The following is a 16,171-nucleotide window of genomic DNA, read 5'->3' on the forward strand; positions in this document are numbered from 1 at the left end:
CAGCTATCTCCCGCTCCGGACTCCCGAATCCGATTCGCGCTCGCATTATTCCGAAGCAACAGCGCTGTGGCGGATGGGTGCTGCTGATCGGGCGACGATGTGTCAGGACCGTATCACCGGCCGCATCCGCTCAACCATCGAGTCGACGAACCTTGGCCGGCCGCAGGGCGGCGTCGAGCTTGCACAGTGAACCGGCCGAAGTGCGGGTCGGACTCAGGCAGCCCGTACGGGTCGATGTCCCACCAGCGACCGCCATCGAATTCGGTTGGATCGAGCGCATATTCGCGCGACCGGTCTCCCCTGATCACGTACCAGAGCGAGATATCCACATGTCCGTCGTCACGGCCGACCGTGGTGGTCACAGTGAGGAACAGCGGGCGCGGTCCGGCCACGCTGAATTCCGCGTCGATCCGTAGTTCTTCCAAGGCTTCGCGCCGCGCGGTCGCCAAAGGATGTTCCCCGGGTTCGACATGGCCGCCAGTCGGGAGCCACAGGCCGGCGTTGCGATGGCGGCCCAGGTACACCGCTCGTCCGTCGGGATCGACCAGGACGACGTAGCTGACCAGGTGCGGTGACGGGGTTGCCGGTTTGATGCGCCGGAAGATGTCATCGGTCGAGTCGAGCCACGCCAGGGTCTGATCGATGTGGTCCTGTTCGAGCGCATCCGAAGGTGAGATTTCAGCGACGATCTCGGCGACAGTGATTGTGGCGGGCCCCATGAGCGACCAGAGTAGGCGCGAAGACCAACCCGCGCCGGATCGTTGTGCGGCAGAGCCAAAGTAGTCGGGGATCGGTCATCGGTGCCGCCGTAGCGACAGCGGATCAGGCGGAGGTGTATGCGGCCTCGATCAGGCGACGGCGGCGGCCCAGGTAGCATCCCGGTCCGCCGAAGTGTCGCCGCCGCTGTCAGCCGCGCTGGTCAACCTCGTCTGCCACGCCGGGCTGTGACGCCGGTTGCGCGGGCGTGCTGATACAGGAGCTCGCTGAGCTGAGCACGGTGTTCGCGAGCGGCGCGGTCGGCTATCGCGTGGGCGGCGGTGATGGCACGTGCGTATTCGAGGTCACGCGCTTCGATCTGGCGCCGGTGCCCCGCGATCTGTTCATCGAGCGTTCGGCGTAACCGAACGTTTTCCTCAGCCGCCGTCCGCGCGGCGGCCCGTTGACCCTCCGCACGGGCCTGCCCCGCCCGCGCGGCGTCGACGTAGATGCGGCTCTCGGTGAGCACGGCTTCGGCCTCGTTGTCCACCCGGTCACGGTCGGCTTCGGCCGCGCACGAGTGGCCCTCAGCCCCCTATCCGCGAGGTCGGCGGATCACCGCCGCTGAACCCGCCGGGCGACCCCGGCAGCGAAGGTGAGTGGACCGGCCATTGCCCAACGACGAAGCCCAGCTGCGGGCGGTGTTCGATCGGCTCGCGGCACACGGCCGGCTGCTGATCGTGGTCGATCAGCCGAACACGATCGGAGCTTTGCCGGTCGCAGCGGCCCGTGCCTGTGGACACGACATCGCCTACCTGCCGGGTCTGTCGATGCGCCGCATCGCCGATCTGTATCCCGGCCAGGCCAGACCGACGCCCGTGACGCGTACATCATCGCCGACGCCGCGCGGACCCTGCCGCACACGCTGCGGCGAGTCGACACCGGCGACGACACGTTGACCGAGCTGGGCGTGCTCGTCGGTTTCGACGACGACTTGGCCGGTGGGGCCACCCGCACCGGCAACCGCATCCGCGGGCTGCTCACGTCCATCCATCCGGCCCTGGAACGGGTACTGGGTCCCCGCATCGCTCATCCGGCAGTCCTGGAGATCCTGTCCCGCTGCGGCGGCCCCGCCGGTATTGGCAAGGCCGGGCGCCGCAAACTGGCCGCAATCGCCGTCAAACACGCACCGCGCATGGGTGCCCGCCTGGTCGACGACATCTTGGTTGCGCTCGACGAACAATCTGTCGTCGTGCCTGGCTCGACTGCCGCTGAAACCGTCCTTCCCAGACTGGCTGACTCGCTGAAAAGCATTGTGCAGCAACGTAATGACCTCGCCGAAGAGGTCGAGAGGATGCTCGATGCACACCCTCTTTCCCGGGTCCTGACCTCGATGCCCGGCGTCGGAGTCAGGACCGCCGCCCGCATCCTGCTCGAGATCGGCGACGGATCGGCCTTCAAAAGCTCCGCCCACCTGGCCGCCTACGCCGGCATCGCCCCGGTCACCACCCGATCGGGAACCTCCATCAACGGCGAGCACCCGGCACGGTTCGGCAACCGCAAACTCAAACGCGCCTTCTTCCTGTCCGCTTTCGCCGCTCTGCACGACCCCGCAAGCAAGGACCTACTACGACCGAAAACGCGCCGAAGGGAAGAAGCACAACGCAGCCCTCATCTGCCTCGCCCGCCGCCGCTGCGACGTGCTCTACGCCATGCTCAAGAAAAAGGAGCTCTCAGGGCATCTTTCAACACACACTGCCGCATACATATGCGCCGCAGACACCTGAGAAGGAGGGAACTCCGTTGAGGAGGACTCCCATTATCATCAACACCGCAGCGTCGGGCGCATGCCCCACTCCCTCACCCCGTCGGCTGCCATCACCCATCCGAGACACGCTCACTCGCGACGCTTGCGCACCGCCACCTCTGCGCTGTCGAATTCCTTTCTGCAGCAGACTCATCCGATCAGGCCAGATACAGGACTGCGCGACAGAATCGATGTCCTCCAGGGGCTCAGTTGAACTCCGATGACGTGTGGCTCAGCACAGAAGAATTGGCCGCACGCCTCAAGATTCCCGCGAAGACGCTCGCAGTCTGGGCCTCTGCCGGGCGGGGTCCCAGATATGCGCGCATAGGCCGATACCGACGGTATCGGTTGAGCGATCTACTCGCGTGGGAGCAGGACCAACTCGACAAGAGCGGACGGCCCGAGCCCGATGGACCGACCGATCGGGCACAAGACTCTCGACGTCGACCACCAACGAAGGAAGACCGCAGCCGCAGCCGGGACCACTGAGTACAGACAGCAGCTCGTTCAGCTAACTTGTAGCAATCGCGATGACTCTTGCCCACACTGCTGAGATCTAGCAGTTTGTGCGGTGGCTCAACCACCAAACCTGGGGCAGGCTCGATCTCGCACTCGACGCCCCAGCATGCTTCGCAAACTCCTCGCGTATGCACCGAGGGCCTTTCGCTCCGATTGAGTCAGCGCACGCCCAATGACCACTCACCCGCAGGAAGGACAAACGTTGTCCAGACAACCGCTTCCGATCGGTACCTACGGCCGGATCACCACCAAGAAACAGACGAACGGCAGCTGGCGCGCCGTCACACGCTTTCGCGACCATGACGGAATCACCCGAATGGTGAACAACTACGGATCCACCAAGGGCAAGGCCGAGGACAACCTCCGTGAAGCCCTGACGAACCGTGACGGCGGCCGCGGCGAGCTGATCACCCGGGATACGAAGCTGTCCGAACTGGCCGATCTCTGGCTGGCCGAGAAGTCGCTACAGGAAGGCGTGACCGAGCAGTCGCTGGATCTGTACCGATCGGAAATCGAGGTCTCCACCGATATTCGAGCCAGTAAAAGATACCATCAAGATCAACTCCGCCCTGGGTGGGCTCCGAGTGTGGGAGGCAACCACCTCACGCATTGATGCCCACTTGAAGCGGATCATGCTGAACGGTCACCGGGAGAAGGCTCGGCGGCAGCGGGTCATCCTCTCGGAAATGATGAGCATGGCCGTCCGTCACGACGCCATCAACCAGAACCCGGTCCGCGAGGTGGCCGACCTGCCCCGCAAACGCCAGAAGCCGCGGGCGGCCGATCTCGAGACGCTGACCGAGCTCCGAGAGCAGTTCACCTTGTGGCTGGCGGGCGAGAAGATCGACGGCACCCCTGAATACAAGAGCGGTCCCAAGCGCAACCCTCGAGTCTTGGACGTCGCCGATGTCGAGCTGGGCACCGGACCGCGTCCCGGGGAGGCATTGGCCTTGCGCTGGTCCGATGTGGAGCTGGAGTCGACTCCACCACGACTTACGTTCTCCGGCACCATTGTTCGTATCAAAGGTCAGGGCGAAGGTAAGGGGCTGATCCGTCAGGAGTGGACGAAGACCGATTCCGGATACCGGACGGTGATCCTGCCGCAGTTCGTCGTCGACACGCTCCGGCGTGTCAAAGCCGAAGCGGTGGACAACAAGTTGGATCTGGTGTTCCCAAACCGCGACGGCGGGATTTGGGATCCCCACAACTTCAACCGACTCTGGCGTCAGGCACGCGGCGAGAAGTTCGCGTGGGTGACCCCGAAGACGTTCCGCAAGACGGTCGCATCGATGCTCGCGCAGGAGCACGGCCCTCGTGCCGCGGCTCAGCAACTGGGTCATGCGAACACTGCCACCACCAAGCGGCACTACATCGACCAGCCGACCGAGGCCCCCGATTTCACGACCACGCTGGGCAAGCTCGTGAGCTGAAAGCGTGACGTTTCCGTGACGCTCACGGGCACCAACAGGAAAAACCAGGGTCAAACTGTAGCGTTTGCCCTGGTCACAGCTCCCCCATCTGGACTCGAACCAGAAACCTGCCGATTAACAGTCGGCTGCTCTGCCAATTGAGCTATAGGGGACTATCCTTGGCTCGTCCTATTGGGCGCGCCGAGGAGAAACTTTAGCGTATTGCCGCGCGGCTTCCCAAATCGTGTCACTACCAGGGACATCTGTGGGTTGGCGTGTCTGTCGGGCGACGCGTCGGCAACGGCTATCCGGATCGACAGGCGTACGGGGCGTCGGGCAGGATGGTGGGCGCGGACAGGCTATTGGGAGGAGCTCTACGAGATGCTGCGGTTGATCATCGGCGTCGCGGCCGGCTACGTGCTCGGCACGAAGGCCGGGCGGGCTCGCTACGAGCAGATCAGTGCGGCGACCCGCGCTGTGACCGAAAGCCCGGTGACTCGCAAGCTCGTGCTCGTCGGCAGGCAGAAGCTGTCGGACAAGTTGAGCACCCGGCCGCAGTTGGAGCCGATGGAGCCGCTCGATGAGCGGACCACCATTCTGGTGCCGCAGGATCAGTTGCGCCGCTGAGTAAGTCGGGCGCGAGTAAGTCGCTCAGTGCGGGGCGAAGTCGTCGTGGTTGCCCATGGCCTGCTCCAGCAGGCTCTTGCGGTACTGCTCGAGCGCGACCAGGTCGCCGAACAGCGCCATGTACGCATCCGGCTCCTCGGTCGAGGACACCCGCTGCAGTTTCGACTTCAGCTCGGCGGTCTGGCGGCCGACCCACGCCTCCTGGGTGCGGGCCAGCACGCCTGCGATGAATCGGGGTATGTCGTTGGCGGACTTCACGGGCAGCGGTTCGCCCGACAGCTCGGACACCAGCGCGCGCATGGTGAGGTCGTCGGTGCCGTCGCAGACCGCGTTCACCCATTCCGCACCCCCGAGACCGGCCGCCGTGCCGCCCGCCTTGACGATCAGCGCGCGAACCGCCGCGTAGGCGGGGTGGGTGAATGCCTCGGGTTCGAGCGAGTCGAACACGGCACCGGCCATCGCCGGATATTGCAGGGCCGCACCGAGCGTCTGGCGCTGCGGCAGAAGCGTGGGGTCGTTGGGGTTGGGGCGCGCCGCGGGATGCTCGGCAACGACAGCGCTCGGCTGCGCGGCACCGGAAGCACCGTGCCCGCCGGTTGTGTTGCCGCGCCCACCATTTCGGCTCCGCTTGGCTTCCTCGCCCACTCGCCGGACCACGGTCTGGATGTCATCCCAGCCGACCCATCCGGCCAGTTTCGTCGAGTACGCCTTGCGCAGCGCGTTGTCCTTGATCTGAGCGACCACCGGCACCGCGCGACGCAACGCCTCGACCTGCCCCTCGGCCGTGTCCAGGTTGTGCTCGGCGAGCAGACCGCGGATCACGAACTCGTACAGCGGGGTTCGCCGGGCCACCAGATCGCGCACCGCGCCGTCACCGGAGTGCTGGCGTAGCTCGCACGGATCCTGACCGTCGGGGGCGATGGCGATGTAGGTCTGTCCGGCCAGTTTCTGGTCGCCCGCAAAGGCTTTCACCGCGGCCGCCTGGCCTGCCGCATCGCCGTCGAAGGTGTAGATGATCTCACCGCGCCAGAAGTTGTCGTCCATCAGCAGCCGGCGCAGCAGCGCGAGGTGCTCGTCGCCGAACGCGGTGCCACAGGAGGCTACGGCGGTCTTCACGCCCGCGAGGTGCATGGCCATCACGTCGGTGTAGCCCTCGACCACCACGGCCTGGTGGCCCTTGGCGATATCGCGCTTGGCGAGGTCCAGGCCGAAGAGCACCTGAGACTTCTTGTACAGCAACGTTTCCGGCGTATTGACGTACTTGCCTGGCATGGTGTCGTCGTCGAAGAGTTTGCGCGCGCCGAAGCCAATGACGTCGCCGCCGAGATTGCGGATCGGCCACAGCAGCCGCCGATGGAAGCGGTCGATCGGGCCGCGCTGGCCCTGCCGCGACAGGCCCGCCGCCTCCAACTCCTTGAAGTCGAAGCCTTTGCGCAGCAGATGCTTGGTGAGGACGTCCCAGCCCGCGGGGGCATAGCCGCAGCCGAACTGCTGAGCGGCATTGCCGTCGAAGTTGCGGTCGGTGAGGTACTTGCGCGCCGTCTCGGCCTCTGGTTCGCGCAGCTTGGCCATGTAGAATTCGTACGCAGCCGCGTTGGCGGCGACCAACCGGGACCGGGTCCCGCGGTCGCGCTGGACTGAGGTGCCGCCGCCCTCGTAGTTGATCTGGTAACCGATCCGGTCGGCCATCTGCTCGACCGCTTCGACGAACCCGATGTGCTCGATCTTCTGCAGGAACGCGAACACGTCCCCACCCTCACCGCACCCGAAGCAGTGGAAAAGCCCGTGATTGGGGCGCACATGGAACGACGGCGACTTCTCGTCGTGGAACGGGCACAACCCCTTGGCCGAGTCCGCTCCCGCCCGTTTCAGCGCGACGTACTCCCCCACGACATCCTCGATCCGGACGCGTTCACGTATCGCCGCGATATCGCGATCAGGAAGTCGTCCGGCCACGCAGCGAGTCTAGGCTAGTCCGCCCCCGACTCGCCCAGTGGCTGGTCATGCCACTTTCGTTCCGGCTACGCACCGTCGGCGTATGGCTCGGTCAGCGCCATCGGGGTGCGGGCGATCTCCAGGGCCGATTCGGGAAACCGTGATCCAGCAACGTAATACCGGGCACGAGTTCGCCCGACCGATTCGAGGACACCGGCGGTGGCCAGGTCGCGCAGGTCCCGTTGCGCCTGTTGCATGCTGAGGCCCTCGGACTGTTCATATCGGGTGCGGCGAACACGTCCGGCCATGGCAACGTCGTGCAGCGCGGTCACCATGCGGTCATCCAGTTTGTGCTGCCGCGCGAATTCGGCCAGCACCTCCCAGACACGGCCGGACCGATCGAGGCGAGCGTGCACGGATTGTGCCTGCTGGTGATAAGCGGTCAGATTGAACCGGATCCAACTGGCGACATCCTGGTCCGGCCGGTACTCATTGCCCCGCAGGGCGAGTTCGCGGTAGTACTCCCAGGTGTTGCCAGGACGCCCGAGCCAAGCTTCGATCGACGAAAACTCCGGCGCGAGCACGCCCTCGCGGGCGATGATCAGCGTTTGCAGGGATCGGGACATACGGCCGTTGCCGTCCGCCCAGGGGTGGATGGACACCAGGTGCAGGTGCGCCATTGCCGCCCGAATCAGCGAATGCGAATGGTCGTCGGCATTGAGCCAGTCGACCAATTCCCCCATGAGTTCGGCCACGATACCGGCATCCGGTGCGCTATATGCAGCGATGCTCGGGTCTCGAGCATCAGTCACGTAGACGGGTCCGTGGCGCCACTGGCCTGCGGGTTTACCCGGACTGTTGCGATGTCCCTGCAGCATCCAGTGCAGTGCGTTCAACTGGCCTTTGCTGTATCCGAAGTCGTCGACGTCGTGCAGGGTCTGGATGTAGGCCATCATCCGCTGGTAAGCGAGGGTCTCCTCGCGGTTCTCATCGGACACATCGACGTCACGCTCGCCCGCCATCAGATCCTCCACGTCGACCGTGGAGACCTTGAAACCCTCGATCGAGTTGGAGGCAGCCACCGCGTCGGCCTGCAGGAACTTACGCAAACCACCGGTCCATTTCGCCGGGGTGGCCAGCAGCTGATGTCGGAGGTCGCTGCGCATCCGGTCGACTTCGGCCAGAACGCTTTCGTCACTCGGCGTCAGAGCAGGCATAGGGAATAACACGACGTGATCATAATATGACGTAATGATTACGTCAATTCGGCTACTCGCCCAGCAGCACCGCGACACGCTCGAGGCGGCTTTCGGTGTAGGAGGCGATTTGGTCGACGATGACGCGGACTCGGGCGGTGTCGTCGGCGGCGGCTTTCCACCATGGGAGGAGTAAGGGGTCCAGGTGGTGGGGGGCGGCGGCCAAGAGGCGGGTGGCGACCTCGTTGATGCGGTCGCGTTGGTCGGCTTGGCGTTGTTTGTGGTCGGGATCCGACATGACGTAGCGCAGGGCGACGGTTTTGAGCATCGCTACTTCCGCGGCGACGATGCGGGGGACTTCGAGGTCGGCGCCGTAGCGGGACAACGGGTTTCGACCCGCGACCTCGCGGGTTGCGATGATCGCGGCGGTGGCGAAACGGCCGACCAGTTCACTGGTCAGGCGTTTCAGTGCGACCGAGCTGGCGAGGGTGCCGTCGTAGCCGGTGACCGCGGCGACCACCGGCAACTCCGAAAGGCGTTGGGCGGCAGCGACGAGTTCGTCCACCGACAGCGAACGGTGTCGGCCGTGGCCGAGTTCGGCGAGTGCCTTTTGTGCGGTCGGGTCGGCAAGGGCTTGCAGTTCGATGCGGCCCGCGATCACGCCGTCTTCGACGTCATGCACCGAGTAGGCGACGTCGTCGGACCAGTCCATGATCTGGCATTCGAGACTCTTCGTGCGGTCCGGTGCGCCTTTGCGGACCCAGTCGAGGCGGTCGACGTCGATGTCGTAGGCGCCGAACTTGGTGCCGGGACCCGGTCGCCCCCATGGGTATTTGATGGCGGCGTCCAGGGCGGCGCGGGTCAGGTTGAGGCCCGCACTGGCACCATCGGCGTCGAGCACCTTGGGTTCGAGGCGGGTGAGGATGCGCAGGTTCTGTGCGTTGCCCTCGAATCCGCCATAGGCGTCGGCGAAGGTGTCGAGGGCCTTCTCGCCGTTGTGTCCGTAGGGCGGATGGCCGATATCGTGCGCCAGACCGGCCAGATCGACCAGGTCGGGGTCACAGCCGAGGCCGTCGGCGATGCTGCGGCCGATCTGCGCGACCTCGATCGAATGGGTGAGCCGGGTGCGCGGGGTGTCGCCGTCGCGCGGACCCATCACCTGGGTTTTGTCGGCGAGCCTTCGCAGCGCCGCCGAGTGCAGCACACGGGCACGGTCGCGGGCGAACTCGGTACGGTGCCCGGTCTCGAATTCGCTACGCGGCGGCCCGAGTCCTGCGGTCTTGGCTCCCTCCGCGACCAGTCGTTCCCGGTCGTGCTCGGTGTAGCTGTCGTTCATCGAATCTCACTGCGCTGCATTGAATTTCACTGCCTTGCTGAGTACTTGAAGTCCGACGAGAAATGAGTGAGCTGATACCAGAGCAACGCACCCGTCTCCCGCAGGATGCCATGGGCCTGTGACTCCCTGGTGTACACCGCCGGTCCAGTGCGGGTGGGTGCGGTCCACGCCTTCAGTCCGGCGCCGCGCGCCATCGTGCGGGTGCGCAGTGAATGCCACGGGTCGCTGACCAGCACCGCGGAGGACATGCCGCGCTCGCCCATCGCGGTCGCGACGGCTTCGATGCTGCGCAAGGTATCCGAGCCGGTCTCCACCGCGAGGATCTTGTCGCTCGGTACTCCCCTGTCCTGCAGGTAGTTCTTGCCCGAGGCAGCCTCGGTGTACAGATCGCCGTCCTGCTTGCCGCCCACGGTGATCACACGCGGCGCCACACCGGCTTTGAACAGCTTGTACGCCTGGTCCAATCGCGCCTCGAACACCGAAGACGGCGTTCCGGAGTACTGCGCGGCGCCGAGCACCACGATCGCATCGGCCTTCGTGTAGTCATCGATGCGCGCCACCTTCCACACCCGGAACGCGGTGCCACCGACCACCACCAGCCCCATCAGCAATGCACCGATAATCAGCCTTCGCGCCCAGCGCGCGCTGCCGAAGCCACGCGGCAGGCCGGGTTCCGTCGCGGTGCGCTGGGGAGCCGAATTCACTCACCCAGTTTGCCAGGTCATGGATGGCGTCGACGCCACTCTGGTAACCGCTGGATCTCGTGTCGGCAGGCGACGCCGGTTTAATACTTACCTTTTGGTGAGTACCCAACAAAATAGTAGGTACTTGCCGCTGCCGCTGCACGAAGCAACAATTGCTTTCGGCGCGCCACACCGAACGTTCTTTCGCTTGGCCGAGCCGGTGACCCGGACGGCCACAAGACTCGAAAATTGTTGAGGAGTGGACAGTATGGCGGAATCTCCGCGCACATCGGTGACCGTGCTCGGGCTCGGCGCGATGGGCCAGGCACTGGCCGCGGCCTTCCTTCACGGCGGGCACCCGACCACGGTATGGAATCGCACCTCGGGCAAGGACACCGAACTCGTTGCGGCAGGGGCGAAAAGCGCGACGACGGTCGCCGAGGCGATCGCCGGCGACCTCGTCATGGCATGCCTGTTCGACCATCAGTCCGTGCACAAGGTGCTGGACCCGGTGGCCGACCAGCTGACCGGTCGCGCCCTGCTGAACCTGACCAGCACCGAGCCGCGCGGCGCCCGCGAACTCGCCGAGTGGGCTGCGCGGCACGGCGTCGAGTATCTGGACGGCGGCATCATGGCCACTCCCCCGATGATCGGACGGCCCGGGGCCTCGATCCTCTACAGCGGCTCACAGCGGGTATTCGACGAACACCGCGAGCTGTGGGAGCTGCTCGGCTCCGCCGAATACTTCGGCACCGATGCGGGCAGTGCGTCGGTGGTCGACTTCGCGCTGCTGGCCGGGATGTACGCCATGTTCGGCGGCTTCTATCACGGTGCGGCCATGGTGCGTACCGTCGGCATCTCCGCCGGGGATTTCGGGAAGCGGGCGGCCGGATGGTTCGCGGCGATGACATCGTCGCTGCCGGTCGCGGGCGCACAGATCGACGCCGGTTATCCCACGGTGTTCCAGACACTGCACTTCACCAAGGCCGCGCTGGACGCGATCGTCTCGGCCAGCCGCGACGCGGGCGTCGACCTGGACATCGTCCGCCCGCTCGAGAACCTCGTCGATCGACAGATCGCCGACGGCCACGGCGCCGAAAGCACGGAGCGGATGTTCGAGAGCCTCAACCCACCGCCACGCGCGTAAACAGACCGGCTACCAACCCCGTTCGCGCCACTCGACCAGGTGCGGGCGTTCGGTGCCGAGGGTGGTGTCGTCGCCGTGACCCGGATAGACGAACCCGTCGTCCGGGTAGCGGTCGAAGATCTTCGCGGTGACGTCGGCGTAGAGGGATGCGAAGTCCGGCGGGCTGGTCGTGCGGCCGACACCGCCGGGGAAGAGGGAATCGCCGGTGAACAGGTGTGGACCGCCGCGGCCATCGATGAGGGCGAGCGCGACCGAGCCCGGGGTGTGTCCGCGCAGGTGGATCGCTTCGAAGGCGAGGTCGCCGATGTCGATGATGTCGCCGTCGTCGAGCAGTCGGTCGGGGCGGACCGGGAGCCCGTCGGCGTCGAGTCTGTGCGCGGCGGTAGGGGCGCCGGTGGCGGCAGCGATGTCTTTCAGCGCCAACCAGTGATCCCGGTGCAGGTGGGTGGTGACGATCAGCTGGATTTGGCCGGGGGTTTCCTGGTTGATCAGCTCCTCGATGCGCTCGGGTTCGTTGGCGGCATCGATGAGCAGCGCGGCGCCGGTGGCCGTGCACTGCACCAGATAACAGTTGTTGTCCGTGCTGCCGACGGACATCTTGAGGATTCGGGCGCCGGGAACATCACGTTGCTGGGGATTCGATCCCGGGGACACGTGGCCGGTGTACGGGAGATCGATGGTAGTCACCATTCGATGGTAGCCTCGGCGGCCTCGGCCCCGAGGAGTGGGCTCGGCGCACCGCGACACAGTCCGGTTTCGGCGACCGCGACCTGTTGTTGGCCGTCGCCACCGAAACCCGCGACTTCTGGTTCTAGGCCAGTTGCCCGGCGGCGTCACCGATTCCGAGCTCAGCTCACTGCTGACCACGCAGGTCGAACCCGCACTGCGCGCGGGCAAGTGGGCCGAGGCCGGGGTGACGACCGCCGACGGCCTGAATTCGGCGATGCGCGGCGGCGGGGTCAGCGTCCGGACGCTGCTCATCGTCGCCGTCGTGATCGTGCTCGCCGTCGGTGGGCTGGTGCTGTTCTCGCGTAAGCGCCGCGGCGACCGGAACAAGGCCGAACTAGCGGCCGCCTCGAAGCCTTCCACGGCGCCATACTGACGGCGACCTGGACCGCGCCAATTCGGTCGATCACTATCCGTGCCGTACTCTCAGCATTCTCCACGAACCTGCCGACCCGGCAGCCGGTTTCACTCGTGCAGCGCCTGCGTGAATCGAGCCAGTAGATCGCGCAGCTGGGCCCGTTCCTCGGCGCTGAACGCCGCAGCGACGCGCCGTTCGATGGCTGCCGCGTTCTTGTCCGCCGCCGCGAATGCCTTGCGGCCCGCGGCGGTCAGCCGGGTCTCCAGTACCCCACGATGCCAGGGATGCGGGGTACGGTCGATCAGTCCGCGCTCCTGCAGGTTTTTCAGCACCACAGTCATCGCCTGCGGGGTCACCAGGCAGGCCCTGGCCAGCGCGGCCGCCGAGATGCCCGGGTTGTCCGACAGTGCGTAGAGCGCCGCGTACTGCGGCACCGTGAGCGGCTTGACCGCCCCGTGTTTGACGGCCATCAGCTCCTGCTCGGCCCGTTTGACGTCCAGGCCGAGCCGCTCGTGCGCTGGCATTTCCATGAATCAAGGTTAGCTCAACCATCAATGCTTTGATACCGTTCAATACATGAATAATGCTGCCATCCCCGAGAGCCACGCCGACCTGCTCACCCGCCCCTTGTTCGCCCACCTCGCCACCCACAACGCCAACGGCACCATCCAGGTGACACCGGTCTGGCAGATCTGGGACGGCGAGCACCTGCGCTTCACGACCACCACCGACCGCCGCAAGGCCATCAACACCAAACAGAACCCGAACGTTTCGGTCAGCATCAACGACCCGGACCAGCCCTACCGCTACCTCGAGGTCCGCGGTGTCATCGACGCCATCGACCCTGATCCCAACGGCGACTTCTTCGACATCCTGGCCCGCCGCTACGACCTCGCCTACGAACCCCCCGTCGCCGACCACCCCCGCCGCGTCATCCTCGTCATGCGCCCCACGCACACGACCTTCCAATAGTCGACATCAGTCTCGCAGGACGGTCAGATCCACCTCCCGCAGTCGGATCCAATGGCCCGGTTTGCTACCGGCGGTAGCATTGGAGGCATGACTGGTAGCAAGAAGTACTCGGTCAGCCTTCCGGAAGAACTGGCTGAGACGGTTCGCGCGCACGTCGGACCCGGAGGGTTCTCGGCGTACATCGCGGAAGCCTTGGAACAGCGAGTCGCCATGGACAAGCTCGGCGAGATCGTCAAGGACTACGCCAAAGACCACGATCCGCTCTCGCGCGCGGAAGTCGAGGCAGCCCGAGCCCTTTTGCAGCATGAGGGCGGCCAGTCGCGGGAGCAGGTTCGGCCACATGAAGACGGCAACTCCGCCGGAAGCGCGGCCTGATGTCCGGGACGCTCCTGCTGGACTGCGAAGGGTTATCGAAGCTCTATCTACAGGATCGATTGGTTCTTACTTTCGTGGCGGCCGCCCAATCGGAAGGAGCCCGGGTCGGCACCACTGCCATGACACGATTGGAAGCGGAACTCGGGCCCGTCCACCGGTCCCGAATTGCCTGGACACTGTCGCGCATCGACGTGCACGAGATCACTCGTGCCGTCAGCGATGCCGCAGCCGATCTGCTGCGAGCTCACGATTTGGATGGTCACAAATACGCCATCGATGCCGCGCTGGCGGCAATCGCCCGCGCATCCAGACCGCCGGTCACCCTGCTGACTTCCGACACCGGCGACTTGACTCTGTTGTGCGGCAAGGGAATCAGGATCGTCAAGGTATAGCCACTTCCCGCGGAGCTCAGGCGTCAGGCGATTCCTCGGAGAGGGCGGTCAACTCTTTGCGGACGGCGGTCAGGAGGCAGTCGGCGGTGGGGGCGCCGCCGAGCAGGCCGACGCTCAGGCGGCCGGTGAAGGTGTAGACGAGGAAGGTGAGGGCAGCGGAGGCGCCTGCCGAAGGTCTCGGATGGGCGGAGAGGTAGACGATTTCGTAGTCGGATAGTTCGAGGTCGGCGGGGACTCGGAAGGTGGGGACCACGCCGGTGTTGGTTATTGCTACGTGACCGGCCAGCGAGTGGATTCTGTTGGGGCCGAAGAAGTCTGGGAAATGCAGTACCGACTGTTGGGCGATACCCTTGGCCAGGTCGTAGTGGAGGCGGGACGAAATTCGTTGGGCCAGTTCGATGATTCCGGCGCGGACATCGATGTCGGCGGCGAACGAGGCGAGACCGGCCATGTTGGTGCCCGCGGCGGCGGGCACCGGTGGGGTCAGGCGGGAACGCATGTCCACCGGGTACAGGCAGCCGACCAGTAGTGGATCGGTTGTGGCCGAGGCATTTTCGGAGGCGTAGGCGCGTAGTAGCGCTGCGGTGACCAATCCGTTGACGGTGACACCCTGGTGGCGGCCCAGGCCGACGATCCGTGCCGTCGTCTCCCGGTCCAACACCGTTCGGCGGGGTCGGACGAGCGCGCTGGGCGCGGGAATAGCGGGGTCGGCGGGTACGGACCGCTCCGCCGTGGACGGTGGCCGTGCGACATCCTCGAAGCCGGACACCGCCTTTCGGGTGATTCCGCGCGCCGCCGCGTACCATTCCAATGACTGCGGATAGTCGTGCGGCACAACGGTTGTCGTTCCGGATTCGACGTAATCGGTGTAATAGCCCCACAGTCGTGACAACAGCTCGACGCAGTGCCCCGCATCCGCGATGCTGTGGTGAGCGAAGAAGGTGATTCGCGCACGTCCCGCGTCCGACAGCACCACGTCCAGGTAGGCGAGTTGGCGAGCCGGATCGATCGGCTCGGCTGGAAGCCGCACGACATCGGGATCGCCGTTGCTCGCCCACATCCCCACCGCATGCCTGTTGCCTGGTCGCAGCAGATAGCCGCGCCCGGACTCCTCGACGATGCGACCGGTCACCACCGGATAGGCGCACTGCAATGCGGCGAAAGCAGTCCTGAGTGCGGTCATGTCGAGGTCGCCGACAACCGACACGGACCGACCGGTGTAGGTACCGTGCCGCACGAACCGTTCCTCCGACGGTGCCAACACCCGCACCACATCGTCCTCATCCCGCACCACATCGCAAGCGTGCGGCAACGACGAACGGGGTGCAAACCAGAACCCGGGCCCACTGCGAGAGACTGCACACATGAGTCTCGCGGCACGCTTGGAGGAACTCGGCCGTCCGCTGGTCGAGCAACAGCTGGCCCACCCCACGGTGGCCGGTATCGCCAACGGCGACTTGGCCGAGTCGATATTTCGGTCCTGGCTCGAACAGGATTATCTGTTCCTGCTCGACTATGTCCGGGTGTTCTCCCGGCTCGCCTGGCAAGCCCCCGCGGCGCACCTCGGCGACCTGGTGGATCTGGCCCACGCCACCTACCACGAGGAGCTGTCGCTGCACCGTTCGCTGGCCGCCGAATTCGGCGCCGACCTCGACGGCGCGACGAAAGGCCCGGCGTGCGAGGCATATACGACGTTCCTGCTCGAATCGGCAGCGTCCTACGGCGAGGGCTTGGCCGCCCTGTACCCGTGCATGTGGGGCTATACGACCCTCGGCAGCCTGCTGGTCGAAAACCCGCCGACCGACCCCCGCTATCGCCGCTGGGTCGACACCTACGCCGACCCTGGCTTCGCTGCCCTCACCCGCCGCTGTGCCCAGATGCTCGATGAGGCCGATCCCGAACCGGCCAGCGCCGAAGAGCACTTCCTAGCAGGCATGCGCCACGAACACGCCTTCTGGGACGTACCGCGCTGATTCCGGAAAATCGGCGCGGG

At 65.6% G+C, this 16,171-nt stretch carries 20 protein-coding genes, 1 tRNA gene and 1 pseudogene; 12 read left to right on the forward strand and 10 right to left on the reverse strand.

What is annotated here, in order from left to right; translation table 11 throughout:
• Window positions 1-113 precede the first annotated feature (113 nt).
• Together ACV7NQ_RS06945 and ACV7NQ_RS06950 are read right to left on the reverse strand one after the other, a co-directional pair.
• Complete coding sequence (locus tag ACV7NQ_RS06945) at window positions 114-719, reverse strand: NUDIX hydrolase (RefSeq protein WP_463358856.1); 606 nt, start codon at window positions 717-719, stop codon at window positions 114-116.
• A gap of 200 nt (window positions 720-919) precedes the next feature.
• Window positions 920-1,246: a hypothetical protein gene (locus ACV7NQ_RS06950; RefSeq protein ID WP_463358857.1), complete on the reverse strand. Its 327-nt coding sequence runs from the start codon at window positions 1,244-1,246 to the stop codon at window positions 920-922.
• A 151-nt stretch (window positions 1,247-1,397) separates the two neighbouring features.
• Here ACV7NQ_RS06950 and ACV7NQ_RS06955 point away from each other — a divergent pair.
• From ACV7NQ_RS06955 to ACV7NQ_RS06975, 5 genes and pseudogenes are all read left to right on the forward strand, one after another.
• Window positions 1,398-1,693, forward strand: a pseudogene (locus ACV7NQ_RS06955) (IS110 family transposase); the annotation flags it as partial.
• A 396-nt stretch (window positions 1,694-2,089) separates the two neighbouring features.
• Entirely contained in the window at window positions 2,090-2,503 is a 414-nt protein-coding gene (locus ACV7NQ_RS06960) for an IS110 family transposase (protein ID WP_463365565.1), read from the forward strand.
• Between the two features lie 225 nt (window positions 2,504-2,728).
• On the forward strand, window positions 2,729-2,992 hold the full coding sequence (locus ACV7NQ_RS06965) for a helix-turn-helix domain-containing protein (protein WP_463365566.1): 264 nt from the start codon (window positions 2,729-2,731) through the stop codon (window positions 2,990-2,992).
• A 232-nt stretch (window positions 2,993-3,224) separates the two neighbouring features.
• On the forward strand, window positions 3,225-3,635 hold the full coding sequence (locus tag ACV7NQ_RS06970) for a hypothetical protein (RefSeq protein ID WP_463358858.1): 411 nt from the start codon (window positions 3,225-3,227) through the stop codon (window positions 3,633-3,635).
• 19 nt (window positions 3,636-3,654) lie between these two features.
• Complete coding sequence (locus ACV7NQ_RS06975; RefSeq protein WP_463358859.1) at window positions 3,655-4,452, forward strand: tyrosine-type recombinase/integrase; 798 nt, start codon at window positions 3,655-3,657, stop codon at window positions 4,450-4,452.
• A gap of 79 nt (window positions 4,453-4,531) precedes the next feature.
• On the opposite strand, the gene ACV7NQ_RS06980 is transcribed toward ACV7NQ_RS06975, so the two are convergent.
• A tRNA-Asn gene (locus ACV7NQ_RS06980) sits at window positions 4,532-4,604 on the reverse strand.
• Between the two features lie 208 nt (window positions 4,605-4,812).
• Between ACV7NQ_RS06980 and ACV7NQ_RS06985 the strand changes: the two genes are divergently transcribed.
• Entirely contained in the window at window positions 4,813-5,058 is a 246-nt protein-coding gene (locus tag ACV7NQ_RS06985) for a hypothetical protein (protein WP_463358860.1), read from the forward strand.
• A gap of 24 nt (window positions 5,059-5,082) precedes the next feature.
• Here ACV7NQ_RS06985 and dnaG read toward each other — a convergent pair whose 3' ends face one another.
• From dnaG to ACV7NQ_RS07005, 4 genes are all read right to left on the reverse strand, one after another.
• On the reverse strand, window positions 5,083-7,014 hold the full coding sequence (dnaG, locus tag ACV7NQ_RS06990) for a DNA primase (protein ID WP_463358861.1): 1,932 nt from the start codon (window positions 7,012-7,014) through the stop codon (window positions 5,083-5,085).
• Between the two features lie 65 nt (window positions 7,015-7,079).
• Window positions 7,080-8,159 carry a Fic family protein gene (locus ACV7NQ_RS06995; RefSeq protein ID WP_463358862.1) on the reverse strand — a complete coding sequence of 360 codons (1,080 nt, stop codon included), beginning with the start codon at window positions 8,157-8,159 and terminating at the stop codon, window positions 7,080-7,082.
• Window positions 8,160-8,262: 103 nt separating this feature from the next.
• Window positions 8,263-9,525, reverse strand: coding sequence for a deoxyguanosinetriphosphate triphosphohydrolase (locus ACV7NQ_RS07000; RefSeq protein ID WP_463358863.1), 1,263 nt, complete (start codon window positions 9,523-9,525; stop codon window positions 8,263-8,265).
• Between the two features lie 26 nt (window positions 9,526-9,551).
• A complete protein-coding gene (locus tag ACV7NQ_RS07005) occupies window positions 9,552-10,229 on the reverse strand; it encodes a YdcF family protein (RefSeq protein WP_463358864.1) in 678 nt (225 codons plus the stop codon).
• A 247-nt stretch (window positions 10,230-10,476) separates the two neighbouring features.
• Between ACV7NQ_RS07005 and ACV7NQ_RS07010 the strand changes: the two genes are divergently transcribed.
• Entirely contained in the window at window positions 10,477-11,355 is an 879-nt protein-coding gene (locus ACV7NQ_RS07010; protein WP_463358865.1) for an NAD(P)-dependent oxidoreductase, read from the forward strand.
• A 9-nt stretch (window positions 11,356-11,364) separates the two neighbouring features.
• Here ACV7NQ_RS07010 and ACV7NQ_RS07015 read toward each other — a convergent pair whose 3' ends face one another.
• Window positions 11,365-12,045 (reverse strand): MBL fold metallo-hydrolase, encoded by a 681-nt coding sequence (locus ACV7NQ_RS07015; RefSeq protein ID WP_463358866.1) that lies wholly within the window; start codon window positions 12,043-12,045, stop codon window positions 11,365-11,367.
• A gap of 130 nt (window positions 12,046-12,175) precedes the next feature.
• On the opposite strand from ACV7NQ_RS07015, the gene ACV7NQ_RS07020 reads away from it, so the two are divergent.
• On the forward strand, window positions 12,176-12,457 hold the full coding sequence (locus ACV7NQ_RS07020) for a hypothetical protein (protein WP_463358867.1): 282 nt from the start codon (window positions 12,176-12,178) through the stop codon (window positions 12,455-12,457).
• A gap of 89 nt (window positions 12,458-12,546) precedes the next feature.
• Here ACV7NQ_RS07020 and ACV7NQ_RS07025 read toward each other — a convergent pair whose 3' ends face one another.
• Entirely contained in the window at window positions 12,547-12,969 is a 423-nt protein-coding gene (locus ACV7NQ_RS07025) for a MarR family winged helix-turn-helix transcriptional regulator (RefSeq protein ID WP_463358868.1), read from the reverse strand.
• A gap of 46 nt (window positions 12,970-13,015) precedes the next feature.
• Here ACV7NQ_RS07025 and ACV7NQ_RS07030 point away from each other — a divergent pair, with 46 nt between their 5' ends.
• The 3 genes from ACV7NQ_RS07030 to ACV7NQ_RS07040 all read left to right on the forward strand — a co-directional run bounded on the left by ACV7NQ_RS07030 (window position 13,016) and on the right by ACV7NQ_RS07040 (window position 14,178).
• Window positions 13,016-13,411, forward strand: a complete 396-nt coding sequence (locus ACV7NQ_RS07030; RefSeq protein WP_463358869.1) for a PPOX class F420-dependent oxidoreductase — start codon at window positions 13,016-13,018, stop codon at window positions 13,409-13,411.
• Window positions 13,412-13,498: 87 nt separating this feature from the next.
• The gene (locus tag ACV7NQ_RS07035; RefSeq protein WP_463358870.1) at window positions 13,499-13,786 is read left to right on the forward strand and encodes a hypothetical protein; all 288 of its coding nucleotides are present in this window, start codon (window positions 13,499-13,501) and stop codon (window positions 13,784-13,786) included.
• Entirely contained in the window at window positions 13,786-14,178 is a 393-nt protein-coding gene (locus ACV7NQ_RS07040; RefSeq protein ID WP_463358871.1) for a DNA-binding protein, read from the forward strand. The genes ACV7NQ_RS07035 and ACV7NQ_RS07040 overlap by 1 nt, the downstream gene beginning before the upstream one ends.
• Before the next feature lie 16 nt (window positions 14,179-14,194).
• Here ACV7NQ_RS07040 and ACV7NQ_RS07045 read toward each other — a convergent pair whose 3' ends face one another.
• Window positions 14,195-15,472 carry a phthiocerol/phthiodiolone dimycocerosyl transferase family protein gene (locus tag ACV7NQ_RS07045; protein ID WP_463358872.1) on the reverse strand — a complete coding sequence of 426 codons (1,278 nt, stop codon included), beginning with the start codon at window positions 15,470-15,472 and terminating at the stop codon, window positions 14,195-14,197.
• A 70-nt stretch (window positions 15,473-15,542) separates the two neighbouring features.
• Between ACV7NQ_RS07045 and ACV7NQ_RS07050 the strand changes: the two genes are divergently transcribed.
• Window positions 15,543-16,151 carry a TenA family protein gene (locus ACV7NQ_RS07050; RefSeq protein WP_463358873.1) on the forward strand — a complete coding sequence of 203 codons (609 nt, stop codon included), beginning with the start codon at window positions 15,543-15,545 and terminating at the stop codon, window positions 16,149-16,151.
• Window positions 16,152-16,171: the final 20 nt, after the last annotated feature.

It is taken from the genome of Nocardia sp. Tas62D01 (genome assembly GCF_055232035.1).

Bases quoted from the DNA above. Each gene is read 5' to 3' on its own strand.
- ACV7NQ_RS06945 (WP_463358856.1), bottom strand. From the start codon at position 719: ATGGGGCCCGCCACAATCACTGTCGCCGAGATCGTCGCTGAAATCTCA.
- ACV7NQ_RS06960 (WP_463365565.1), top strand. From the start codon at position 2,090: ATGCCCGGCGTCGGAGTCAGGACCGCCGCCCGCATCCTGCTCGAGATC.
- ACV7NQ_RS06985 (WP_463358860.1), top strand. From the start codon at position 4,813: ATGCTGCGGTTGATCATCGGCGTCGCGGCCGGCTACGTGCTCGGCACG.
- ACV7NQ_RS07010 (WP_463358865.1), top strand. From the start codon at position 10,477: ATGGCGGAATCTCCGCGCACATCGGTGACCGTGCTCGGGCTCGGCGCG.
- ACV7NQ_RS07050 (WP_463358873.1), top strand. From the start codon at position 15,543: ATGAGTCTCGCGGCACGCTTGGAGGAACTCGGCCGTCCGCTGGTCGAG.
- ACV7NQ_RS07015 (WP_463358866.1), bottom strand. From the start codon at position 12,045: ATGGTGACTACCATCGATCTCCCGTACACCGGCCACGTGTCCCCGGGA.
- ACV7NQ_RS07025 (WP_463358868.1), bottom strand. From the start codon at position 12,969: ATGGAAATGCCAGCGCACGAGCGGCTCGGCCTGGACGTCAAACGGGCC.
- ACV7NQ_RS07035 (WP_463358870.1), top strand. From the start codon at position 13,499: ATGACTGGTAGCAAGAAGTACTCGGTCAGCCTTCCGGAAGAACTGGCT.
- ACV7NQ_RS07000 (WP_463358863.1), bottom strand. From the start codon at position 9,525: ATGAACGACAGCTACACCGAGCACGACCGGGAACGACTGGTCGCGGAG.
- ACV7NQ_RS07040 (WP_463358871.1), top strand. From the start codon at position 13,786: ATGTCCGGGACGCTCCTGCTGGACTGCGAAGGGTTATCGAAGCTCTAT.
- ACV7NQ_RS06995 (WP_463358862.1), bottom strand. From the start codon at position 8,159: ATGCGCAGCGACCTCCGACATCAGCTGCTGGCCACCCCGGCGAAATGG.
- ACV7NQ_RS07030 (WP_463358869.1), top strand. From the start codon at position 13,016: ATGAATAATGCTGCCATCCCCGAGAGCCACGCCGACCTGCTCACCCGC.
- ACV7NQ_RS06975 (WP_463358859.1), top strand. From the start codon at position 3,655: ATGCTGAACGGTCACCGGGAGAAGGCTCGGCGGCAGCGGGTCATCCTC.